This is a genomic window from Methyloversatilis discipulorum (assembly GCF_018780585.1).
In the GTDB taxonomy this organism is placed as follows: Bacteria; Pseudomonadota; Gammaproteobacteria; order Burkholderiales; family Rhodocyclaceae; genus Methyloversatilis; species Methyloversatilis discipulorum_B.
In genome coordinates, this window is the sequence record NZ_JADMJL010000011.1 from 19,017 (window position 1) to 43,144 (window position 24,128).

Genomic DNA, 24,128 nt, shown 5'->3' on the forward strand with positions numbered 1-24,128 from the left:
TCGCGCCTTCGTGCTTTCCCCGCGTCTGCTCCTGGCGACGCATTCCCGGTTTGGTCCGGCGCTGGCACGAGAAAGTTATCGTCCCTGGCCTGTCTTTTTCTCCCGCCTGTTTGGTCAAGCGTGGTTGATCGGTTAGTGCCGATAGAACGTCGGGATTTCGCCCGACCAACCCGCTCCTTCCGCACTGCTTCTCGCAGCGCGGCGGGTAGCCATTGTGTGGAAAAAATACATGGAATTCTCAGAACTCGGTCTTAACGAATCCCTTCTTGGCGCAATCGTCGAGGCCGGTTACCCCAATCCCACCGCCGTGCAGGAAAAGGCCGTCCCCGCCGCTCTGGCTGGTCGTGACCTGATGGTGTCCTCGCAGACCGGTTCGGGCAAGACCGCCGCCTTCATGTGGCCGGCGCTGAACCGCCTGACGCAGGACTCGGCCGTCAAGGCCCGCGGCCCGCGCATCCTGGTGCTGACGCCGACGCGCGAACTGGCCATCCAGGTCACCGACGCCTGCCGCAAGTATGGCCGTGGCCTGCGCTACGCCAAGGCAGTCAGCGTGGTCGGTGGTACCTCCTACGTCATGCAGAACAAGCTGCTGGCCCAGCCCTATGAAGTGCTGGTCGCCACGCCGGGTCGTCTGATCGACCAGATGGACAGCGGTCGCATCGATTTCGGCCGTCTGGAAATGCTGGTGCTCGACGAAGCCGACCGCATGCTGGACATGGGTTTCATCGAGGACATCGAAGCCATCGTCGACCGCCTGCCGCAGAGCCGTCAGACCCTGCTGTTCTCGGCCACCTTCGAGCCGCGCGTCTGCCGTCTGGCCGAGCGCCTGACCAAGGACGCACAGCGCATCGAAATCCAGGCAACCGCCGCCCAGCACGAGAACATTGAACAGCGTCTGCTGTTCGCCGACGGCATGGGCCACAAGCAGCGCCTGCTCGACCACCTGCTGCGTGACGAGGGCGTCGAACAAGCCATCGTGTTCACCGCCACCAAGCGCGACGCCGACCAGATCGCCGAGCAGCTCGGCGAGAACGGCTTCCTGGCTGCGGCACTGCACGGTGACATGCACCAGGGCGAACGCAATCGCACGCTGGGTCACCTGCGCCGCGGCGCGCTGCGCGTGCTGGTCGCCACCGACGTTGCCGCCCGCGGCATCGACGTGGCCGGCATCAGCCACGTAATCAACTTCGATCTGCCGAAGTCGGCGGAAGACTATGTGCACCGCATCGGCCGTACCGGTCGTGCCGGCCGCAGCGGCATTGCGGTCAGCCTGGCTTCCGGCGACGACGTGCGTCGCGTCAAGACGATCGAACGCTTCATCCGTCACACCATCCCGGTGCACACCATTCCGGGTCTGGAGCCGCGTGTGCAGCCGCGTACGTCCGCTCCGCGCGGCCCGCGCACCGGCACCGGTCGTCCGGGCAGCTGGGGCAACAAGCCGGGCAACGGCCCGCGTCGTCCGGGTGGCGGTGCGCCGCGCAGCGAGGGCGGCTGGCGTGGCAACAGTTCCGGCCGCAGCGACCGCGCGCGTCGAGCGGACTGATCGCTGTCGCAGGCTGAAGCACAGAGGGTCGACCAGACCCCAGAGGGGCACCGGGCAATCGGTGCCCCTTTCGTTTTTTCCATGTTTGTCGATTCGCTGTCGCGCGGGTGTAGAATCCGCGCCTTTTTCCGGGCCGACGAGGCCGGCGAAGGATGAAGCCGATGAGTGCTGAAGACCACGCCCGCACGCCGCTGGTTGGCGTCGTGATGGGATCGAACTCCGACTGGGACACCATGCGCGCCGCCTGCGCCATGCTGGAACAGTTCGGCGTGCCGTTCGAGGCGCGCGTCGTATCGGCGCACCGTACGCCGGACCTGCTGTTCTCCTACGCCGAGGAGGCACGCAGTCGCGGCCTGCGCGCCATCATCGCCGGTGCCGGTGGTGCTGCCCATCTGCCGGGCATGCTGGCGGCCAAGACCACGGTGCCGGTACTCGGCGTGCCGGTGCAGTCGCGGGCGCTCAACGGCATGGATTCGCTGCTGTCCATCGTGCAGATGCCCAAGGGCATTCCGGTCGCGACCTTCGCCATCGGCGAGGCCGGTGCAGCCAACGCCGGACTGTTTGCGGTGGCCTTGCTCGCGGGCGAAGATGCATCGCTTGCGCAGGCGCTCGAGGACTTCCGCGCCCGGCAGGCGCAGACCGTGCTGGACATGAAGCTCGACGGCTGACAGCCGTCGCTGCGTCTGCCGTCCGCTGCATCCATTTTCAGGTTTTAATCCGCGTTCATCCGCCACATCCGCATCCGTCCGCGGTCACGAGAAGTTGAGCCGGATCTTTCGGAGCCATTGCAGATGATTCTTCCTCCCGCAACCCTCGGCATGCTCGGCGGCGGTCAGCTCGGCCGCTTCTTCGTGCTGGCTGCGCACGAAATGGGCTATCGCGTCGTCGTGCTCGACCCGGACCGCAACAGCCCGGCCGGCAAGGCAGCGGACGAGCACCTGTGCGCCGCCTACGACGACATGCAGGCGCTGGAACGACTGGCGCAGACTTGCGCTGCGGTGACCACCGAGTTCGAGAATGTGCCGGCGGACACGCTGGATCACCTGTCCAAATTCATCCCGACCCGTCCCAACGCCGCCTGTGTCGCGGTGGCGCAGAACCGCATCGCGGAAAAGACCTTCCTGTCCGACCGCGGCTTTTCGGTGGGTCCGTTTGCCGCGATCCGCAGCGTGGCGGACATCGAGGCGGCCGATCCGTCCCTTTTTCCGGCCGTGTTGAAAGTGGCGCGTTTCGGCTACGACGGCAAGGGGCAGGCGAGGGTGGCCAATGTCGCCGAAGCGAAGGCGGCGTTCGAGAGCTTCAATCGCGAAGCCTGCGTGCTGGAGAAGATGCTGGCGCTCGAACTGGAAGTGTCGGTGGTGCTGGCCCGCGACGCAGCCGGCCGTGTCGCACCGTTTCCGGTGGCCGAGAACAGCCACAGCAACGGCATTCTCGACGTGACCATCGCGCCGGCGCGCATCAGCGGCGCACTGGCGGCCGAGGCGACCGAAATGGCGTCCGGTATCGCCGCCGAACTGGGCTACGTCGGTGTGCTCGGTGTCGAGTTCTTCATCGCCGGCGGCCGTCTGATGGTCAATGAAATGGCGCCGCGGCCGCACAACAGCGGCCATTACACGATCGATGCCTGCGTCACCAACCAGTTCGAACAACAGGTGCGCATCCTGTGTGGCCTGCCGCTGGGCGACGCACGCCAGCATTCGCGCGCGGTGATGGTGAATCTGCTCGGCGACCTGTGGTACCAGCAGGACGCTCATCACGCCCATGAGCCGGACTGGTCGCGCCTGTTGCGCCACCCCGGTCTGAAGCTGCATCTCTACCAGAAGCATCACGCACGCCCCGGCCGCAAGATGGGCCACTTCACCGTGCTGGGCGAGAGCGGCGATCCGGTCATCGACACCGCGATGAATGCGCGCGGCGCCATCGGCATTGCCGGCTGACGCAATGAGCGCGTCGGATGCCGACATCGCCGACGCAGCGCGCCGGCTGCGCGCCGGCGAACTGGTCGCGCTGCCGACAGAGACCGTCTATGGGCTGGGTGCCGACGCGATGAACCCGGCGGCGGTGCGCCGCATATTCGAGGCAAAGGGGCGGCCGGCCGACCATCCGCTCATCGTGCATCTGCCGGACGCCGAACAGATGACCGTCTGGGCGCGCGACATTCCACGCGAGGCGATCGCGCTGGCGCAGGCCTTCTGGCCGGGGCCGCTCACCCTCATCCTGAAGCGGGAGGAAGACGTACCGCTCGAGGTGACCGGCGGTCAGGACACGGTGGGGCTGCGCGTGCCGGGGCATCCGGTCGCGCTGAAGCTGCTGCGCGCCTTCGGCGGCGGCGTCGCTGCACCATCGGCCAACCGCTTCGGTCGCATCAGCCCGACCACGGCGCAGCATGTGCGCGATGAGTTCGGTGACTCGGTCACCGTGCTCGACGGCGGCGCGTGTGAGGTCGGCATCGAATCGACCATACTCGATCTGTCCGGAGACACACCGCGCATCCTCAGGCCGGGCGCCATCAGCGCCGGTCAGATTGCTGCCGTGATCGGTCGCGTGCCGGCAGGCAAGGGCGATGAGAATTCACCGCGGGTGTCCGGTGCGCTGGCTGCGCATTACGCGCCGCGCAGCGCGATGCGCAAGATCGCGCCGGCCCGGCTGCGCGATTTCCTGAATGCCTTCCGCCACAGCGGTCGCCATTGTGCGGTGATTGCACACAGTCAGCCGCCGCTGTCCGACTGCCCGCATCGCTGGTTCATGCTGCCGGCCGAACCGGCCGGTTACGCGCGGGGTCTTTATGCCGCGATGCGCGAGGCGGATGCGGTCGGAGGTTCGATGATCGTGATCGAAGCCATTCCGGAAACGCCTGAGTGGGCCGCGGTGAACGACCGCCTCGGACGCGCGCTCGCCGGCGCCGGCATCACGCCACAGTAAAGCGGGTCAGCTCCCACACGATCCAGTCCTCACGCAGCAGCGGATGGCGGCTGCGCAGCTTGGGCATGTACTGGCCACGCCACTCGCGCTTCACCCAGCGTTTCACCTCGGGTACGAACCACAGGTGTTCGACGCGTTCCGACTGCGTGCGGAAGAAATCCGGATGTTCGAACTTGATCAGCCGACGCACGCGCAAGGCTTCGAACTCACCCGCCGGCACGGTCACGCGCTCGTAGCCGAGCGTGTCGATCTGCACGTGCCAGCGGCGCGGCCGCTCCTTCGGATCGGTGGTCACCATCGACTGCCACGCCTCGCGCACGCCGGGTTCCAGCAGCGCCGGAAGCACCGGTAGCGGCGCGTCGTAACGGTTGTCGCGGTCATAGACGGTGTCACGGCTGACCACCCAGGGCGCCGCGTACTCCTCGAACTGGCCGCTGCGCAGACTGCTCAGCGGCTTGCCATCGACTTCCACGCGCAGACGCGGCGGGTCCGCCTGCTCGACGACGTAGCGGATCCCGGCTTGCCGCTCGCGGTTGTAGCCATTCAGTTCTTCGTACACCCACTCGTCGCCGATGGCGAGCTGCGCCGCCATGTGCTCGGCCTGCTCGTACTGCCGCGCCGTCGCGCAGCCGGCCAGCCAGAGCGGCGACGCCACCAGCAGCGCGCCCGCTGCGCTGCCGCCGATGAAGCGCCTGCGATCCATTCCGTCGATTTCTTGTTTCATCGTGTCTGAAGTCCGTACCGGTGATGATGCTGCGACCGTGTGATTCTGTTCGATGTTCCTTCACAACCGGCATCCGAGGCCCTATAATCCGCAGCCGTTGGGGGGGTAGCTCAGCTGGGAGAGCGTCGCGTTCGCAATGCGAAGGTCGGGAGTTCGATCCTCCTCCTCTCCACCAACCTTATTGTTGCAAGGATCCGATGAATATCGGGTCTTCATCCTGCAAAGCTTTCGGCATCGTCTCGGGAAGCTGGCTGGAAATGCCGGCCATGGTACCGGGATGCGAGCAAAGGAAATGCCGATTGAGTTGGTCCATGAATTCCGTCGTCCAGCGTAGTCGCCGTAAGTTCGATGCTGCAGCAGGAAGAACGGCGTAATGCGGGTTTCGGGGGAGGCGAGCGCGGTCGGGTTTGAGACAATGGCCGTCACGCAAGTTGGCCAGTTCGGCTGCACGGCCATGATCGTTCAACATCCAAGCGCGGTCAGCTACGAACTCCGCAGCATGGTAAGGGCGACGAAGCCGTTTTCACTGAATCCAGACGAAGTCAGCGAATCGTTGCCGATCGAGGGGCGCAGTATTTTCGGTGGCGTGTCCCGATCGTACCGTTCGAGATGGAAGTGGACACCACGACAAGTTTTAGTGGCATGTTTTTCTGCACTGAAAAATGCCTGGCGTCGATTAGATGTGGGGCAGATTCTTACTCCTTTTATCCGTCCTGCGGGAAACTCTGTTAATAGGCGGAGGCGCCCGTCTGACGAGGCTGGTCTGAGACGACGCGCGCCGACTTACGTCTCACCTAGGATCGTACAAGGATGAAGTGCGATCGCAAGTCGCTTCGGAAACGTCACTTTCCTGTCGAGGGATGCCACGCGAACCCGCCGACTCGCCTGAACTCTGCGAGCGACCCGTCCCGGCTCGGTGTGAGGTTCCGCAACCGGGTGCGCCGACCGACACTCTTCCCTAGGCTATCTGTTATTGACCAACTTCCTGCCGAATTGGGTAGAACGACAAGATAAGCAAGAGTCACGGCATGAGGTGCTCACCTTTGTTCCGGGAATAGATCCAGTTTGAAGTCCTGCGCTATCCCTCGGCATGATAAACGTCGGTGCATGTCTGCTGGGGCGAGAGTCAGGGGCCACCCGCTGGGCTTTGCGTTCACCCTGATGCAATTGTGGAACATTGCTAGATCGCGATGCGGTACTTCGCTGTCATGCTGACGGGTGTCTTTTCGTCGGGGCTTGCGAGAAATCGAAGAGGTTAACTTTGAGAGTGCTTTCTGTTTTTGGTACTCGACCAGAGGCCATAAAAATGGCTCCGGTTGTCAAGGCTCTGGCCGATATCAGATCCATTGAAGCGAGAGTGTGCGTTACCGCGCAGCATCGGCAAATGTTGGATCAGGTGCTGAGCCTCTTTGATATTGTTCCGGACTTCGATCTCGACTTGATGAAGCCGGGGCAGGATCTGACGGATATTACATCCAACGTGCTGTTGGGGATGCGCAGTGTTTTTAGGAAATGGCGGCCAGACTACGTACTGGTGCACGGCGATACAACTACCACACTCGCGACCAGCCTCGCTGCGTATTATGAAAAAATTCCTGTGGGTCATGTTGAGGCCGGGCTGCGAACTGGGAACATCTACTCGCCATGGCCGGAGGAAATGAATCGACGTATCGCTGGGTCGGTTTCACAAGTTCATTTTGCGCCCACAGAAACCGCAAAATCGAATCTTTTGCGTGAGGGCGTTGATGACTTCGCCATTCATGTCACCGGGAATACAGTCATTGATGCACTGCTTAAGGTGGTGCAGCGTCTTCGTGCCGACGCGGAGCTGCGGGGCGGCATGGATGAGCGTTTTCGTTTTCTGGACTCACGGAAGCGCTTGGTTTTGGTTACCGGACATCGCCGCGAGAATTTCGGAGCGGGTTTCGATAACATTTGTACAGCACTGAGCAGGATTAGTGAGCGGAATGACGTCGAGATTGTATATCCGGTTCACCTCAATCCCAATGTCCAGGAGCCGGTGAAGCGTTTGCTCGGAAATTGCAGGAATATTTACCTCATAGAGCCTCTGGATTATCTCCCCTTTGTTTATTTGATGGATCGCGCCGATATCCTGCTGACTGATTCAGGCGGGATTCAGGAAGAAGCGCCGTCCCTCGGCAAGCCCGTACTTGTTATGAGGAATACTACCGAACGTCCTGAGGCCGTGCTGGCCGGGACTGTAAGACTGGTCGGTACTGACCCAAAGACCATCGTGATGGAAACGCAGAGGCTGTTGGACAATCCTGCCGAATACGACCGTATGAGTCATGCCCATAATCCATACGGCGATGGGCAGGCTGCGAAGAGAATCGTTAATATTCTGAGTCGAAATAATGAAAAATGAGTTTCGCTGTGTGTCCGTTATAGGTCTAGGTTACATCGGCTTGCCCACTGCAGCCATGCTGGCCTCCAGGAAAATCAAGGTCGTTGGTGTGGATGTCAACCAGCTTGCTGTGGATACCATCAATCGCGGTGAAATACATATCGTCGAGCCTGAATTGGATATTGTCGTTCAAGCAGCCGTCACCCAAGGCTACCTGCGCGCTACCACTCGTCCGGAGCCCGCGGACGCTTTCTTGATCGCGGTGCCAACGCCATTTAAGGGCGATCACGAACCGGATCTGAGTTATGTCGAAGCTGCCGCGAAATCCATCGCACCCGTTCTCAAGAGAGGTGATCTCGTAATTCTGGAGTCAACGTCGCCTGTCGGCACTACCGAGCAGATGGCGGTTTGGCTTGCGCAAGCAAGGGCAGATTTATCTTTCCCCCATCAGCGAGGCGAGCAGGCGGATATAAGTGTCGCCTACTGCCCGGAGCGGGTACTTCCGGGCAGGGTTGTGCATGAGCTTGTCAGCAACGATAGGGTCATTGGCGGGATGACGGCACGCTGTTCGCGGCGCGCCACGGAGCTCTACAAGAACTTTGTCGAGGCCGAATGCATCCCGACCACAGCACGAACAGCCGAGATGTGCAAGCTGACGGAGAACTCCTTCCGGGATCTGAACATCGCTTTTGCCAACGAGCTGTCGATCATCTGCGACAAGCTCGGCATTAACGTCTGGGAACTTATCAAGCTGGCCAACCACCACCCGCGCGTCAATATCCTTCAGCCGGGGCCTGGGGTGGGCGGGCACTGCATCGCTGTTGATCCTTGGTTTATCGTGAGCAAGACCCCGGATGCCGCTCGTCTCATTCACACGGCGCGACAGGTCAATGACGGCAAACCGCATTACGTAGTGGATCAAGTGGTGGCCGCCGCGGCCTCGGTGGACGCCCCGGTCATTGCCTGTCTCGGACTGTCCTTCAAGCCAGATATCGACGACCTGCGGGAAAGTCCGGCGATGGAAGTGGTTCACTTGCTGGCCGCGCGCAAGATCGGACGGATTCTTGCTGTGGAGCCTCACATAGCAGAAGTGCCGGCATCACTGGCTGGGTTCGGCAACATCGAGTTGACCTCTCCGGAGGACGCGATTCGACGTGCAAACATCGTCGTCATGCTTGTCAGCCATCGTTCCTTCTATGAGATAGACAGGACCATGCTGCAGGACAAACAGCTAATCGATACGCGCGGAGTGTGGCAATGAAGCAGGTACTCATAAAGAGCGGCTCAGCAGTTGTCGAGAACGTGCCGGCTCCGCAGGTCAGCCGGAAGAACATTCTGGTCCGGGTTACGCACTCGTGTATCAGTGTCGGCACGGAAATGGCCGGCGTGAAAATGTCCGGCTTGCCGCTCTATCAGCGCGCATTGAAGCAGCCCGAAAACGTAAAGCGGGTCCTCGAAATGATGCGCGACCAGGGCGTCAAGCGCACCATGGATCGGGTGACAGGCAAGCTCTCTGCTGGCAGCGCGACAGGCTACTCCGCGGCAGGGATTGTCATTGAACTGGGCGATGACGTGGAAGGCTTCGCAGTCGGCGATCGCGTTGCGTGCGCAGGTGCCGGTGTTGCCAATCATGCCGAGGTGATAGATGTGCCGGTCAACTTGGCCGTTAGGATTCCCGATGGGCTCGATTCGGGCCTCGCTTCGACGGTTACTTTGGGCGCGATCGCCATGCAAGGCATCCGCCGAGCCCAACCGACGCTGGGTGAAACCTTCGTCGTCGTCGGGCTGGGCATCCTGGGGCAGATTACTGCCCAGATGCTCTCGGCTAACGGTTGTCGGGTTATCGGCGTGGATCTTGATGCCAAACGGGTGCAGCTCGCACTCGACAACGGAATGGATGTCGGCATCAACCCCGCTATCGACAACTACGTCGAGCGTGTCCGCAAGCATACCGATGGCCTTGGTGCGGATGCGGTGATCGTCACGGCCGCCACGGCAAGCAATCAGGTGATCAGCGAGGCCATGCAGTCCTGCCGCAAGAAGGGCCGCGTTGTACTTGTCGGCGACGTGGGGCTGGACCTGAATCGGGGCGATTTCTATAAGAAGGAGTTGGATTTCCTGATCTCCACTTCCTACGGGCCGGGGCGCTACGACCCCTTCTACGAGGAGGGCGGGCAGGACTATCCGATTGCCTATGTGCGCTGGACCGAAAACCGCAACATGCAGGCGTACATCGACCTTCTTGCCAAGGGTAGGGTCAGACTGGGCAATCTCTATCATCCGCCTTATCCCATAGACAAGGCGGGCGAGGCCTACGATGCGCTCAAGGGCGATGGCGAGAAGCCGCTGCTGGTGCTGCTGGAGTACCCCGAGAGGGAAGGGCTTCGCGTCACACGGGTGGCGTTGAGTAAGCCCGGGGCCAGATCAGACAGGATCCGTGTCGCTCTGGCGGGAGCCTCGAGTTTTGCCCAAGGCATGCATCTGCCCAATATGGTCAAGCTCAGGGATCGCTTTGCCTTGCAGGCAGTGATGAGCCGTACCGGCGCTAACGCCCGTGCCGTGGCCACGCAGTATGAGGCGGCCTACTGCACCTCCGCCTACGAGGACATCCTCGGGGACGATGACGTCGATCTGGTCATGGTGGCCACCCGACATGATCTACATGGCCCCATGGTGCTGCAGGCACTACGCGCAGGAAAGCACGTGTTCGTGGAAAAACCTCTTGCCCTGAAGGAAGCGGAGGTCGCCGAGATCGAGCGTTTCTACACCGAGCACCCCGATGGTCCGCTGCTCATGGTGGGTTTCAACCGCCGTTTCTCTCCCGCCACGCAGACCATGCGCCGTATTCTCGCGGACCGGACAACCCCGATCATCGCCAACTATCGGATGAATGCCGGCTACATTCCTTTGGATCACTGGGTTCATGGTCCGGAAGGCGGCGGTCGCAATATCGGTGAAGCCTGTCATATCTACGACCTCTTCAATGCCCTGACCGGTACGTCCGAGGTTGAAGCCGTCACTGCCCACTCGATTGCTCCCCGTACGCCGCAATGGCGTCGCAACGACAATTTTGTTGCGACGCTTAAGTATGTGGATGGTTCAGTCTGCACCCTTACCTATACAGCGCTCGGTGACAAGTCCTATCCGAAGGAGAGGATGGAGGTATTCGCTGATGGCAAGGTGCTGATGATGGACGACTACAAGTCCGTCTCGGTGCACGGCAGCAAACACAAGGGCTGGTCGGCGACCGCAGTGCAGAAGGGGCAGATGGAGGAACTCGAGGCGTTGTCTGCGACCCTGCTTAAAGGCGCTCCCTGGCCGATCAGTCTGGAAGAGCAACTGCAGGTGAGTCGCATCAGTTTCGAGATTGAGCGGCTGATTGGCGGCAACGAAATGTGGGTTGAATAATGTGCGGCATTGCGGGAATTCTGGGCTTGGGCGAAGCCGGACGTTTTGACGAGGGTGTGCTTTCATCGATGCGGGACACGATGTTCCATCGTGGTCCGAATGGCGGCAGCAATTGGGTTTCGCCCGACGGCCAGGTCGGTCTTGCGCACCGCAGGCTCTCCATCATCGATTTGTCCGAAGCGGCAACGCAGCCGATGTCGAACGAGGACGGACGTGTCTGGATCACCTTCAATGGCGAGATATACAACCACGCGGCATTGCGCAGGGATCTTCAGACCGCAGGACATCGTTTCCGTACCGATCACTCCGATACCGAGGTGCTGGTCCACGGCTATGAGGAATGGGGGCTGGACGGGCTTCTGAGACGCGTAGCAGGCGATTACGCCTTTGCGATCTGGGACGAGGGCGCACAACTTTTGTCATTAGCGCGAGATCGCATCGGTGTAAAGCCACTGTATTTTCGCGCAGGTCAGGAACAGTTTCTGTTCGGATCCGAGATCAAGGCCATTCTCGCCCACCCGGATGTGCCCCGCGATGTGGAGCCGGTGGCGATGTACCACTACCTGAGCTTCCTCACCACTCCCGCGCCACTGACCATGTTCCGTGGCATCTACAAGCTGCCTGCGGGCCATGCCATGACGGTGGATCGTCAAGGCGTGATCAAGGCTTGGCGATACTGGGACGCGGTGCCCGGTCAGGGGATCGTTGCTGAGGAGGTGCGTGGGCTGTCTGAGGCGGCCACCGAGGACTTTTACGTAAGCGGCATCCGTCATCGTCTGGAGAAGGCCGTCGAGCGCCGCATGATGTCTGACGTGCCGTTTGGCGTGTTCCTCTCGGGAGGGGTGGATTCCTCGACCAACGTGGCGCTGATGAGTCGCCTTATGGATCGTCCGGTGGATTCGTTCACGGTGGGTTTCAAGGACTACGCCCATCTGAATGAGCTGGAGTATGCCGATCAGGTGGCGCGGGAGTTCAAGACTAACCATCACCAGATACTGATCGACGAAAATGACATGGTCGGATATCTCGATCAGCTCATCCATCATCAAGACGAGCCCATCGCGGACTGGGTGTGCATACCCTTGTACTTCGTTTCCAAGCTCACGCGCGACAACGGCGTCACCGTTATCCAGGTGGGCGAGGGGTCGGATGAGCAATTCAGCGGCTATGCCAGTTACATGGGTTATCTCAAGCTGTATCACCAGTACTGGTCCCCTTTCAGGCGCTATGTGCCCGAACCGTTGCAGCGCATGGCTGCCGGTGCGGCCAAGGCGGCGGCGAAACTCAAGCCGGGGTTGGCGCTGTACGCCGACATCATCGATCGCGCCGCACGTAACCGCGAGCATTTCTGGAGCGGAGCCACGGTGTTCTGGGACACTCTCAAGCGCGATCTGGTCAATGCGAACGCGGACTGGTCTGCGGAGGTTCCCGAGTCCGTGCGCAACAGCGGTTTACTGCCGCCGGGCTATCTCGAAACCGACACCTTCAACGTGATCTCCTCCTTCCTCGGACCGTTCGACGAGGCACATCCAGGTCAGGATGCGCTCACGCGCATGATCTACAACGAGTTCAAGCTGCGCTTGCCTGAACTGCTTCTGATGCGCGTGGACAAGATCACCATGTCCGAGTCGCTTGAAGCGCGAGTGCCCTTTCTTGACCACGAACTCGTCGAGTTCACCATGGACATTCCGGAAGCGTGGAAAACCCGCAACGGCGAAGCCAAGTATCTGCTCAAGAAGGCGGTCGAAGGCCTGATTCCGGATAACATCATTTACCGCAAGAAGATGGGCTTCGGTGCTCCCATGGCTGATTGGCTGCGTGGCGATTTCGGCCGCCAGGCCGAACAGGCAGTACTCAGCAGTGCGTTGCTGCGCAGGGGGCACCTTGACGTCGGACATGTGAAGCAATTGTTCAACGATCACCGCAGCGGGCGACGCGACACCAGCCTGTACCTGTGGACGCTGTTCAACCTCACGTCCTGGTATGACTACTGGATTGATCGACGAACCCACTGAGGCCGATTACGATGACCAAGCAAGTGGCACTCGTTGACCGGGAGCAGTTCCGCAGAATGTATCTCAGCAGCGTCAACGACGTGTTGCGCTTCTGGACGTCGTCGATGCAGACTGAAATGTCGCGTCACAACGTAGGCTGGCGCGAGGAGAGGACGGATATCGGCGGCTACCTGCGCCTGTCCGAATTGCGTTACTGGATCGCCTTCGATGTGGTGCGGCGGACCGGACCGTTCATGTCCTATTGCGACGTCGGTGGCTTCTTCGGTGCTTACCCGCTCACGTTGCGGCGCCTCGGCATAGACGTGGTGATGACCGAAGCCCTAGGCTATTACAGCGATTCCTTCTCGCCGCTGTTCGCCTACCTGCGTGGCGAAGGCGTGGAGATCATCGATCACGATCCTTTCGAACAGGGGCCATTGGGCGGTCGCCTTTTCGACGTGGTGAGCGCCATGGCGGTGCTCGAACACTACCCACATTCTCAGCGACGCTTTCTGGAATTCATGAAATCCATGATGGCGCCGAGCGGTCGTCTGTACGTCGAGGTGCCCAATATCGCCTTCTGGCCGCGCCGCCTCGCTTTATTGAAGGGCCGTACCCCACTGCCTCCCATTGAAGACATCTTCCAGTCGGAAGTGCCCTTCCTAGGACATCACCACGAGTACACAATGAATGAATTGTACCGGCTCGCAGATCTGGCCGGTCTGTCGGTTGTAGACGAGGAGCAGTTCAATTACTCCTTCGTGGGCCCGTGGATCAAGCGTTTCGTATCCGATCCGCTGCTGACGTTGATGTCGATGCGGCCTCACATGCGTGAGTGTCTGGCCGTTGTGCTGGCGCCGTCTGCAAACAGTAGGGCAGGGACGGAAGGCCATGGCTGATCTGATCGGCAAGATCCGCCGTGGCCTGCGCAAGCCGCCGCGCGTCATAGTGGCTCGCGTACGGGCTATGGCGCGTACGCAGACCGAGCGCTTGCGTTTGCCTGGACGCGTTGGAATGTCACAGAGTCTGCTGCTTCGGGAACTGCGGTCTTCCTCGCTTGACGCGCTGTGGCAGCGGCTGACCCTGCGACCGTTTCCTGCTTGGTGCAGGCCGCTCGATCCCATCGACATCGACACGTTTTGCGGCGCGAGCGAACGCCTTACCTTGTTGTCTCGTGCGGAAGATGCGTTGGCTCACCGGGTCGATTTGTTGGGGTCAGGCCCCGTCGAACTGGGCAGTCGGATTGATTGGCACACCGACTTCAAGACGGGATGTGTCTGGCCTCCGGCCTATTTTGCCGATATCGAGTACAACAATCCTGACCGTCCTAGCGACGTGAAGGTGCCTTGGGAATTGTCGCGTCTACAATGGCTCATGCCTGTGGGGCAAGCCTTCCTTCTAACAGGGGAGGATCGCTATGCCTCCGCCGTGCGCGATGTACTTGACCAATGGATAGGTGCCAATCCCTGCGGAGCCTCGGTCAACTGGTCCTGCACCATGGAAGCGGCGCTGCGCGTCCTCAGTTGGACTTGGTTCTTCCATGTTTTCCATGATGCGCCGTCCTGGCGAGATGCTGATTTCCGTTTTCGCTTCCTGCGTGCCCTCTACCTTCACGTGGAGTTCACCGACCGCCATATCGAACGTTCCGACGTCAACGGCAACCATTACACCGCCGACGCGGCCGCGCTCGTTGTGGGTGGCCTTTTCTTCGGCGAAGGCCACGGGCCGCAACGTTGGCAGAACGAAGGCTGGCGGATCCTCTGTGAGGAAATGCCGCGGCAGGTGTTCGCTGATGGTGTGGATTTCGAGGCCTCAGTACCGTACCACCGGTTGGTGACCGAACTGTTCCTGTGGCCTGCGATGTACCGTACCGCGCAAGGGCTGGCGGTGGAATCAAGCTATATCGAGCGGCTGTGCGCCATGGCACGATTCTCGCGCACCTACTGCCGTCCAGACGGCAGCGTGCCGCTGTGGGGCGATGCAGACGACGCGCGTGCATTGTCTTTCGGCATGCAGGACATCAATGATCACCGTTACCTGCACACCCTCATCGGTCTGTATGCGCAGCAGCCGGGCCTGTGTCACGATGCCTCGGCTGCAGTCGGCGAAGTGGTGTGGACGTTTGGCGCCGAAGCGGTACGCCGCTGGCTCGCCAACCCGCCACCTCCCCCGGAGTCGCGGGACTTTCCAGATGGAGGCTTCTATGTCATGCGCAGTGCGCGGGACCACGTTTTCATCGATTGCGGGCCGCTCGGCCTCGCAGGCAGAGGCGGGCACGGGCACAACGACTGTCTGTCGTTCGAAGCCGTTCTGGATGGCGTACCGCTCGTGAGCGACTGCGGTGCCTACCTGTATACGGCGTCTTTCGAGGAACGCAACCGTTTTCGTTCGACCGACCTGCACAACACCCCACGCATCGACGAGGAGGAGATCAACCGTTTCATCCGTCCGGATTATCTCTGGAACCTGCACAACGATGCCCTGCCGCGTGCGCTGGGCTGGCACGACGACGCAGAACGGAGCTGGTTCTGCGGCGAGCATAGTGGTTACCACCGCCTCACGAGCCCGGTCACGCCTCGCCGTGCCTGGGTACTGGACAAAGCCTCGCACACGCTTCTGGTGGCTGATCGGCTGTTGGGGGACGGCGAGCACGACATCCAGATTCCGCTACATCTGCACGCCGATGTGTGCGTCGAGTCACTGGATTCCGGGAATGCAGTGCTTGCATCCAATGGCCGGCGCTTCCTTTTGACTTGGCAAGGATTAGGAGGGGAGGAACCCCTGCTCGAACCAGCCAGGATGTCGCCCAGCTACGGGCGCGTAAGGGCAACGTCGCGACTGGTCTGGCGCACCCGTGCGCGGCTGCCGGTTGGCATGTACGTAATGCTTTCACCTCTGGGCGAGGAGAACGAGGCGGAGGGCCTCCTGTCGCAGGTCGCTGCAATGCTGGAGGCAGAATGAACCTCGCCCCGTTTGTATATCCGGACCTCTTGCCGGAAAACGTGTTCGGTCACCGGCACAAGGTCGAGTGCTTGCGCGCGTCAATGGATGGGCTGCGTGCGCCGCAACGCCCCCATCTCCGCGTTCTCGACGCAGGCTGTGGCAGCGGATATGCGGTGACGCGATTCCTGCCACGTCGAGGCGACAGAGTGGTCGGAATCGATCTGTACGCGCCGTCCATCGACTACGGGCAACGTAACTTCGGCGGTGAGGAACTACGTTTCGTGTGCGCAGATCTTGCGACTTTGCCATACAGCGAAGGCCAGTACGACGTGGTTGTACTCGCCGACGTACTCGAACACATCGACGATCCGCTTGCCGTGTTGTCGGCTGCAGCAGCTCGGCTCGTGCCGGGTGGGCTGTTGCTCGCGTCCGTCCCGAATGGACGAGGGCCATTCGAGATCGAGAGCGCCTTGTCCAGAGTTCCGGTTCTGGGTCCTGTGCTTCTCAGGCTGACCGACCTGTCTGTTGCGGTGCTCAACAAGTTCATTATGAAGGGGGCATGGAGTCGGATGACGGACTCGACCCCGGTCGATCTGCCTTACAACGCCGATTCCGGGCATGTACAGTTCTTTTCACGACCCGAAATGATCAGTCTGATCCGTGGCGCGGGGTTGGAGGTGGCGGGATCAAAGAGTTTGTCTTTTCTTGCCGGACCCTTTACCAACTACCTTCTGTCGCCATCGCAGGCCTTCTGCAGATGGAATGTGCGTTCCGCGAGTCGTTTGCCGCATTGGCTGGCGAGTGCCTGGTATTTCGAATGCAGGAAGACCGAGGCCAAGGATTGATGTCGTGACCCGTGAAGTGTTATGGACGTTGGTCGTCCGTGCATTGCTGATTGCCGCAGGTTTCATTTCGAGCATCATCACGGCACGGTTTCTCGGGCCGGAGGGACGTGGGGTTTTCTTTTACTGGACGACGCTTGCTGCGCTTGCAATACAGTTCGGTAACCTTGGCCTTCACTCGAGCAACACTTACTACTTGGCCAAGGGGCATGTGCGCCTGTCTACATTGGCCGCGAATTCCTTCTGGACTTCACTTTTCGGGGGCGTCGTCCTCGGCGGCCTGCTGACCTTGTTCCTCTGGCTGACCGGCGGACTTCTGCGAGACACATGGCCGCTGCTTCTGCCGGCCTTGCTGATGATTTCGTCGGGGCTGTATTTCCTGCTGGGCACGAATCTGCTGGTGGCGGATAGCCGCATCGGCGAATACAACGGTTTTGAACTGGCCAGCCGGTATCTGGGACTTGCGACATTGTCCTTTGCGGCGTGGTACTGGCGTACGCCACAGGCGCTGCTTGTTGGCATGAGCATTGTTGCTGCGCTGATCTGTCTGCCGCTGTATTACCGATTGCGGGTACTGGGCGGAGAGGGGCAGGCCAGCTTTCGTCTGATAAAGGACGGCTTTGGCTACGCCATGCGTGCCTATCTGGCGACAGCGATCGGATTTGCAGTCTTGCGACTGAACGCCCTGCTGCTTGGGCAATACATGGATGCTGAGGCGCTGGGCATCTGGTCCATTGCCGCACAGCTCCTTGATGTCATCATTGTCATTCCGAGCACGATTGCCCTGGTTCTGTTGCCCCGGATCATGCGGTCGGAGCAGCCATACGATTTGATGCAGTCTCAGCTTCGTCTGGTGGCCCTTGCCCTCGCCCTGGTGTGTGCCATTGCCGCTTGGCTGGGACATGGCGCGATCACAATCGTCTATGGAGAACATTTCGCAGGGGCTTCCACGATGTTGTTGTGGGGGCTCCCGGGTGCTTGGGCTCTTGGCTTGACGAGCATACTTTCCCAGTATCTTGCGTCGGTGGGCATCCCGCTCGCCCTGATCTGGATCTGGCTTGCGGGACTGGTGGTGGAACTGGCTATGGCCATGTGGCTGATCCCCATGAGCGGCGGTGTGGGAGCGATGGTGTCACTTTCGGCTGCCTATCTGACCATTCTTGGGATGGTCTGGACTTTGGCTGCCCGTCATCGCAGCGCACACAGGGAAAACAGAAATGCATGAAGACGCCCGGGTCGAGGCCCAGAAGCAGTGGAACGCGCGCGCGTGCGGCGAACTTCCGGGGGATAAACAGTCCATCGACTACTTTGATGCTGTTGCGCGCGACAGATATCTTCAGCAGCCTTGGATGCACGACTATTTCAGGTACGAGCGCTTCACCGGGAAGCACGTGCTGGAGATCGGTATCGGACAGGGCACTGACATGATGCAGTTCGCGCAGGCGGGTGCTGTCTGCCACGGCGTGGACATCACCGCGAATCATCTAAAGCTGACCGCACTGAATGCGACGTTGCGCGGCATCACGGTCGATCTGCACGAACAGGACGCGACCCGCCTGCCGTTTCCGGACAACTCGATGGACTGCGTCTACTCGTTCGGCGTGCTGCATCACATTCCGGAGATTGATCAGGTCGTCAGCGAAATCTATCGAGTGCTGAAACCAGGCGGGCGCGTGATGATCGCGCTGTACTACAAGTGGTCGGCCTTCCATCTGTTTTGGAAGCTGCTGGCTAACGGCCTTCGTAACGGATGGCTGTTTACAAGAGGCTACGATGGACTGCTGGCCACCATTGAGATGGGCGCCGACGGCATCACCACGAAACCTTACGTGCGGCTATATAGCAAGGCCGAGGTATGTCGTCTCATGAAGGTTTTCGAGCAGCATGACCTGTCGATCCATCAGCTGCACGAGGACCACTTCTGGCCATCCTTCGTGGGGCGACTGGCGCGAAACCATCTTAAACGGCTCGAGCCACGCATGGGCTGGTACGTCACTTACCAAGGATTCAAGCCGCATGCGGCTTTCAAATGACAATGACTTTCGATACTCACGTTTCGCTGATCCTGACGGCGTATCCCCTGTCAGCCTCTTTCGAGCGCGCTGTACGCGGACTCTTCAGCCAGGACACCAAGACAATCACTATTGCTCAATTGCGCTCTGAGGGCATGGTGGGGCTGTTGCGCCAGCTTTGGAGCATGCGTGGTGACCCGATCGTGATGCCCATAGAGGAGGAGAACAGTGCCGCGCTGTTGCCGGTGCTCAAGCTGCTCGCGGCTTGTACGCGATCGCGTTCGATATGCGTCGTACATCCCGATCTCCGTCGCGAGACGATAAGCCGATGGCATATCGCCCGAGACGGCCTGCGTTTTGCGGCCGCGAGCCTGGCATGTCTGTGGGCGGCGTATCGTTCTCGGCGCGAGCTGTCTGCCTTGCTGGCGCAGCCCCGTATTACGCCTCGCGCCCTGACCGTGCAGGGGGCGGTGCTCTATCTGAAAACCAATCTATGGTTCGGCATCAAGGCTGGCGGGTCTGTCGGCCATATCGCCGGCGTGGTCAATGGGCTTAGGCGCCTGGGTCATCCGCTGACCTTCGCGTCTGCTGAGCCACCAGTGATGATCGATGACGGCGTGAACGTCCTGGCGGTACAGCCGCCCAGAGCATTTGGCTTGCCCTATGAACTCAACAACTACCGTTTTCAGCATGGCTTCGAGCGCACGCTGGAAGCCGGTGCGGCAGTAACCTCGGCTGATCTGATCTATCAGCGCCTCTCCGCCGCCAACTACCTGGGCGTTACGCTGTCACGTCGTCATCGTCTGCCGCTAGTGGTCGAATATAACGGTTCCGAGGTTTGGGTGGCCAAGCACTGGGGTCGGGGCATGAAGTTTCAGAAGCTCGCGGAAATGGCCGAGGAGTCGATGCTGCGACACGCGCATCTGGTGGTGACCATTTCGGAAGTTCTGCGCGATGAACTGATAGAGCGGGGGATCGAACCCGCGCGCATCGTCTGCTATCCCAATTGCATTGATCCAAGGGTGTTCGATCCCCAGCGTTTCTCACCGGGTGAGCGGGCGTCGCTTCGGTTGCGCTATGGCATTGCGTCTGATTCAACCGTGCTCGCTTTTATTGGCACTTTCGGACAGTGGCACGGTGCAGAGATGCTGGCGGAGGCGATCGCCTATCTTCATTTCCGGGAACGTCAGTGGCTCGCAGACCACAAGGTGCATTTCCTGCTCGTCGGAGACGGTCTGAAGATGCCGCAAGTGCGCGCCATTATCGAGCAAGCGGGCGCACAGGACGTGTGCACATTGACCGGGCTGGTGCCCCAGGATCAGGCCGCCGTGCATCTGGCGACAGCGGACATTCTCGTTTCACCTCATGTGCCCAATCCAGACGGGACCCGGTTCTTCGGTTCGCCGACCAAACTTTTCGAGTACATGGCCATGGAGAAGGGCATCGTCGCGTCGAACCTGGACCAGATCGGAGAGGTCCTCTCGCCGGGACTCGATGCTGGTGCACTGCCCACCGGTGAGGCCGGTGCCGACTGTCGGGAACTGGCCGTCCTTTGCGAACCGGGGAATCTGGAGGAGTTGATCAAGGGCATCAGATTCCTGGTCGAGCGCCCGGACTGGCGGGGGGCTCTGGGTAAGAATGCGCGGCGGCGCACATTGGACAGGTACACATGGGGTCATCATGTCCAGGCGATCCTGGATGGTTTGAATCGGGCGGAGCAGTCCTGATGGACCATAGGAATCACGCGGGATCATTGGGTGTTCTCGTGGGATACGCGCCACTCTGGGCTCATCTGTCCGTCTACGCGGTGACCTGCCTGATTGCGGCGATCTTCTTCTACTCCGGTCACAGGCCGGCGTTGGCCCTTGTCGAGTATTTTTCCGGGGCGATCGTGCCGACGGAGTATTCGCTCCGACAGGCGGCGGTTCTGTGGGCGCTTTTGCTCGGGGCTCCTGCCTTGCTCTCACTCGGATTCGTTGCGGCCATGCGAATCAGGCTGGAGGGCGTTTCCAGCTTGCTGCGACGGCTTGTCGGAAGCAGTGACAAGGAGATTCCGGTCTGGATTCCGTTTCTGCTTTTTGCAGCAGCAGCGGGCGTTGGCGCACATGACCTGACTCGCGCAGGAGCCTTTGCTCGGTTGGGCGCGTGGAGTGACTACGGTGCATGGGTTGAGGGACGCTGGATGCTCTTCGCTACCCTGGGCTATTTCAGCTTCGTTAATCTTTATCTGATTCTCCCGGTTTCGACCACATGGCTGATTCTGGCTATTCCGGGGCGAGGGTGGAAAGTCTTGGTGATGCGCCTGCTTCCTCTGGCTATTGTCGTTGCACTGACTCTTTTCCTGTTCCAGAAGAAAGCGCTGATCGTTTCCCTCATTCTCATTTTCGGCGCGGTGCTGCTACACCGTGTCCTTGCCGGAGCATGGACAAGGCGCCTGACGTGGTTGCTTATTACCACCGCAGGTCTGCTTGCCATGGTGTATTTCGTGTTGGTCGTGTTGCCCATTTATTCGGAAACATCGCGAACCGCCAACGAAGCTCTGGTTGAGCAGAGCGGGAGCAACGATGCTCGCCATAAGCCCTGTGAGAAGACAGGTACCCCAGAAAAGACAAGACAGGTATGCAGGGAGGTCGTTTCGTACATCGGAACCGAAAGAAGTGCTCACGTGATGTCCTACGTGCTGCTGGCGCCAATGACGAGGACATCACTGCCAGCGATGTACTATCCGATCGTTTTTCCGGAACATCACGATTACTATGGCCTTGATTTCGGTCAGGACATCCTTGGGTTTGGCGGGATGCCCGATGACAATATCGTGATCTGGAAGCACATGTATCCGGATCTGCCTGGCGGAAGTGCCGGGGCGCCCTATCAGTTCGCTCTGTACAGTCAGGTCGGTGTGATCTGGACCCTGTTGCTGTGCGTCACCGTCGGCCTCGCGCTGGGGGTGATGTGGCAGGCGGTACTGACCGATGGCATCAGCCGCATATGGCGCAGCCTGATGGGGGCGGTGCTTGTGCTTTACGGCATCTATCTCGCAATCGATTCCATTCGAGGCGGACTACTGGCCAGCTATGGCCTCATTTGGGCCTGGGCATTCATCATAATTTCTTTCCTCATCGGCCGACTGCTCGGGTCCAGGCAGCAATTCAAACCCGCCTGATGAACTGAGCTGACAGATATCAAAATTGAAACAGATTCTCCAAAGCCTTAAGAATGGCTCGGTTGAATTGGCGGATATACCGTGCCCGAAGGCAGGCCCCGGCCAGTTGCTGATCCGCACCCGATCCAGTCTCATATCCGGAGGCACCGAGCGCATGCTGGTGGACTTCGGAAAGGCCAATATGCTGGACAAGGCGCGTCAGCAGCCGGACAAAGTGCGTATGGTGCTGGACAAGATCAGGACAGATGGTCTGATGCCGACGCTAACGGCTGTGCAGAACAAGCTGGACCAGCCGCTTGCACTGGGCTACTGCAACGCCGGTGTTGTTATTGATGTCGGGCCAGGCGTGCAAGGTTTTGCGATCGGCGACCGCGTGGCGTCCAACGGAAAGCATGCCGAAGTGGTGAGCGTTCCGGCGATACTTGCGGCGCGGATACCGGAAGCCGTGACCGACGAAGCGGCGGCCTTTACCGTGATCGGTGCGATCGCCCTTCAGGGTATCCGACTGGCCCGACCCACTCTGGGTGAGGGCTTCGTCGTGATCGGGCTGGGACTGATCGGTCTGGTCACGGTGCAGTTGTTGCGAGCGCATGGTTGCAGGGTTCTGGGCGTCGATCTCGACGACTCGAAGCTGGCCCTTGCCCGGCGATGCGGTGCAACTACGGTCAATCCTTCGCGCGGCGAGGATGTTCTTGCTGCAGCGCAGGTCTTCTCGCGCGGTCGTGGTGTGGACGGGGTGCTCATCACGGCATCGACCAAGAGCAATGAGCCGGTTCACCAAGCGGCGCAGATGTGCCGCAAGCGTGGTCGCATCGTGCTGGTGGGAGTGACGGGCCTTGAGTTGTCGCGTGCTGATTTTTACGAGAAGGAACTGAGCTTCCAGGTGTCCTGCTCATATGGGCCGGGGCGATATGACCCGGAATATGAGGAGAAGGGCCAGGACTATCCGCTGGGCTTCGTGCGCTGGACGGAACAGCGCAACTTCGAAGCGGTGCTGGACATGCTCGCCGAAGGGCGCATTGATGTGACCCCTCTGATTTCGCATCGATTCGCCTTGGCCGACTTCCAGGAGGCTTATGCACTGGTGGGCGGCGCAGGGCCGTCGCTGGGCATCGTTCTGGATTACCCGGCCGAAGCGGAAAGACCGACGCGGAAGGTGATCGCTCGCACGGTTGCCCTGTCGGATACAGTGCCAAAAGGCGATGGGCCTGTAGTGGGTTTCATCGGTGCGGGAAACTATGCTGGGCAAGTGCTGGTGCCCTCTTTCCGCGATGCCGGGGCAAGATTGAAGCGGGTGGCCTCAGCGGGGGGCGTCAGCGGGGTTCACGTTGGACGCAGAAACGGTTTCGAGAGCGCGACCACAGACCTCGATGCCATCTTTGCCGATCCGGAGGTGAATGTCGTTGCCATTGCCACTCGCCATGATGCACACGCTCGCCAGGTGTGCGCTGCGCTGAGGGCGGGCAAGCACGTGTTCGTGGAAAAGCCGCTCGCGCTCAGCCGCCAACAGTTGAACGAGATTACGGACGCCTACCAGCGTGCAGATGCTCAGGAGAGGAAAATCCTGGCCGTAGGTTTCAACCGTCGATTTGCGCCTCAAGTTGTGCGCATGAAGGAACTGCTTGACTCCGTCAAGGAGCCGAAGTCCTTCATCGTGACGGTGAATGCAGGCGCAATTCCGCCGGAGCACTGGACCCAGGATCCCGACGTCGGAGGCGGGCGCATCGTCGGAGAAGCCTGTCACTTCATCGACCTCCTGCGCCATCTCGTGGGTCATCCGGTGACGGGATGTCAGGCCACGATGATCGGGGGAGGCGAAGCCGTTGCTGTGCATGAGGACAAGATGAGCTTTACGCTGCGTTTTGCTGATGGCTCTTTCGGCACCGTGCATTATCTCGCCAATGGGAACAAGTCCTTCCCGAAGGAGCGCATCGAGGCATTCTGCGGAGGGCGGATACTCCAGCTGGACAATTTCCGGAAGTTGACGGGCTGGGGTTGGCCTGCGTTCAGAAAAATGAATCTTTGGCGCCAGGATAAGGGGAATGCGGCGTGTGTCCGCGCTTTCGTCGAGGCCGTTCGCAACGGAGGGGAGGCGCCTATCCCGTTCGACGAACTGCTTGAAGTTGCGCGGGTGAGTCTTGAGGTGATGGACGCTGCGATGCTTTGATGTTGTTTCGTTACTACCATACGCTGAAGCATCTCAGGCCGGCGC

General features: G+C 60.4%; 18 protein-coding genes and 1 tRNA gene. 17 read left to right on the forward strand and 2 right to left on the reverse strand.

Annotation, left to right across the window (positions count from 1 at the left end):
* Positions 1-229 precede the first annotated feature (229 nt).
* The 4 genes from IV112_RS04130 to IV112_RS04145 all read left to right on the forward strand — a co-directional run bounded on the left by IV112_RS04130 (position 230) and on the right by IV112_RS04145 (position 4,465).
* Positions 230-1,543 (forward strand): DEAD/DEAH box helicase, encoded by a 1,314-nt coding sequence (locus IV112_RS04130; protein WP_019918114.1) that lies wholly within the window; start codon positions 230-232, stop codon positions 1,541-1,543.
* A gap of 161 nt (positions 1,544-1,704) precedes the next feature.
* Positions 1,705-2,211, forward strand: coding sequence for a 5-(carboxyamino)imidazole ribonucleotide mutase (purE, locus tag IV112_RS04135; RefSeq protein WP_304001151.1), 507 nt, complete (start codon positions 1,705-1,707; stop codon positions 2,209-2,211).
* Between the two features lie 123 nt (positions 2,212-2,334).
* Entirely contained in the window at positions 2,335-3,480 is a 1,146-nt protein-coding gene (locus IV112_RS04140) for a 5-(carboxyamino)imidazole ribonucleotide synthase (RefSeq protein WP_304001152.1), read from the forward strand.
* 4 nt (positions 3,481-3,484) lie between these two features.
* Positions 3,485-4,465 carry an L-threonylcarbamoyladenylate synthase gene (locus IV112_RS04145; RefSeq protein WP_304001153.1) on the forward strand — a complete coding sequence of 327 codons (981 nt, stop codon included), beginning with the start codon at positions 3,485-3,487 and terminating at the stop codon, positions 4,463-4,465.
* Here the strand turns inward: IV112_RS04145 and IV112_RS04150 are convergent.
* Positions 4,452-5,168 carry a DUF3108 domain-containing protein gene (locus IV112_RS04150; protein ID WP_304001154.1) on the reverse strand — a complete coding sequence of 239 codons (717 nt, stop codon included), beginning with the start codon at positions 5,166-5,168 and terminating at the stop codon, positions 4,452-4,454. The two genes, IV112_RS04145 and IV112_RS04150, sit on opposite strands and share 14 nt — an antisense overlap.
* A gap of 120 nt (positions 5,169-5,288) precedes the next feature.
* Here IV112_RS04150 and IV112_RS04155 point away from each other — a divergent pair.
* A tRNA-Ala gene (locus tag IV112_RS04155) sits at positions 5,289-5,364 on the forward strand.
* 3 nt (positions 5,365-5,367) lie between these two features.
* Here the strand turns inward: IV112_RS04155 and IV112_RS04160 are convergent.
* Positions 5,368-5,658 (reverse strand): hypothetical protein, encoded by a 291-nt coding sequence (locus IV112_RS04160; protein ID WP_304001155.1) that lies wholly within the window; start codon positions 5,656-5,658, stop codon positions 5,368-5,370.
* A 798-nt stretch (positions 5,659-6,456) separates the two neighbouring features.
* On the opposite strand from IV112_RS04160, the gene wecB reads away from it, so the two are divergent.
* The 12 genes from wecB to IV112_RS04220 are packed head-to-tail and all read left to right on the forward strand — an operon-like array spanning position 6,457 to position 24,083.
* A complete protein-coding gene (gene wecB / locus IV112_RS04165; RefSeq protein WP_368500317.1) occupies positions 6,457-7,575 on the forward strand; it encodes a non-hydrolyzing UDP-N-acetylglucosamine 2-epimerase in 1,119 nt (372 codons plus the stop codon).
* Positions 7,565-8,815 (forward strand): UDP-N-acetyl-D-mannosamine dehydrogenase, encoded by a 1,251-nt coding sequence (wecC, locus tag IV112_RS04170; protein ID WP_304001157.1) that lies wholly within the window; start codon positions 7,565-7,567, stop codon positions 8,813-8,815. The genes wecB and wecC overlap by 11 nt, the downstream gene beginning before the upstream one ends.
* Positions 8,812-10,962, forward strand: a complete 2,151-nt coding sequence (locus IV112_RS04175; protein ID WP_304001158.1) for a bi-domain-containing oxidoreductase — start codon at positions 8,812-8,814, stop codon at positions 10,960-10,962. The genes wecC and IV112_RS04175 overlap by 4 nt, the downstream gene beginning before the upstream one ends.
* Positions 10,962-12,977, forward strand: coding sequence for an asparagine synthase (glutamine-hydrolyzing) (gene asnB, locus IV112_RS04180; RefSeq protein ID WP_304001159.1), 2,016 nt, complete (start codon positions 10,962-10,964; stop codon positions 12,975-12,977). The genes IV112_RS04175 and asnB overlap by 1 nt, the downstream gene beginning before the upstream one ends.
* Positions 12,978-12,988: 11 nt before the next feature.
* Positions 12,989-13,855, forward strand: coding sequence for a class I SAM-dependent methyltransferase (locus IV112_RS04185; RefSeq protein ID WP_304001160.1), 867 nt, complete (start codon positions 12,989-12,991; stop codon positions 13,853-13,855).
* Positions 13,848-15,917 carry an alginate lyase family protein gene (locus IV112_RS04190; RefSeq protein ID WP_304001161.1) on the forward strand — a complete coding sequence of 690 codons (2,070 nt, stop codon included), beginning with the start codon at positions 13,848-13,850 and terminating at the stop codon, positions 15,915-15,917. Before IV112_RS04185 ends, IV112_RS04190 begins: the two co-directional genes overlap by 8 nt.
* Positions 15,914-16,744: a class I SAM-dependent methyltransferase gene (locus IV112_RS04195; RefSeq protein WP_304001162.1), complete on the forward strand. Its 831-nt coding sequence runs from the start codon at positions 15,914-15,916 to the stop codon at positions 16,742-16,744. The genes IV112_RS04190 and IV112_RS04195 overlap by 4 nt, the downstream gene beginning before the upstream one ends.
* Positions 16,745-16,748: 4 nt before the next feature.
* On the forward strand, positions 16,749-17,966 hold the full coding sequence (locus IV112_RS04200) for an oligosaccharide flippase family protein (protein ID WP_304001163.1): 1,218 nt from the start codon (positions 16,749-16,751) through the stop codon (positions 17,964-17,966).
* On the forward strand, positions 17,959-18,774 hold the full coding sequence (locus IV112_RS04205; protein WP_304001164.1) for a class I SAM-dependent methyltransferase: 816 nt from the start codon (positions 17,959-17,961) through the stop codon (positions 18,772-18,774). Before IV112_RS04200 ends, IV112_RS04205 begins: the two co-directional genes overlap by 8 nt.
* Positions 18,775-18,776: 2 nt before the next feature.
* Positions 18,777-20,480, forward strand: a complete 1,704-nt coding sequence (locus tag IV112_RS04210) for a glycosyltransferase family 4 protein (RefSeq protein WP_304001165.1) — start codon at positions 18,777-18,779, stop codon at positions 20,478-20,480.
* On the forward strand, positions 20,480-21,916 hold the full coding sequence (locus IV112_RS04215) for a hypothetical protein (RefSeq protein WP_304001166.1): 1,437 nt from the start codon (positions 20,480-20,482) through the stop codon (positions 21,914-21,916). Before IV112_RS04210 ends, IV112_RS04215 begins: the two co-directional genes overlap by 1 nt.
* A gap of 25 nt (positions 21,917-21,941) precedes the next feature.
* On the forward strand, positions 21,942-24,083 hold the full coding sequence (locus tag IV112_RS04220; RefSeq protein WP_304001167.1) for a bi-domain-containing oxidoreductase: 2,142 nt from the start codon (positions 21,942-21,944) through the stop codon (positions 24,081-24,083).
* Positions 24,084-24,128: the final 45 nt, after the last annotated feature.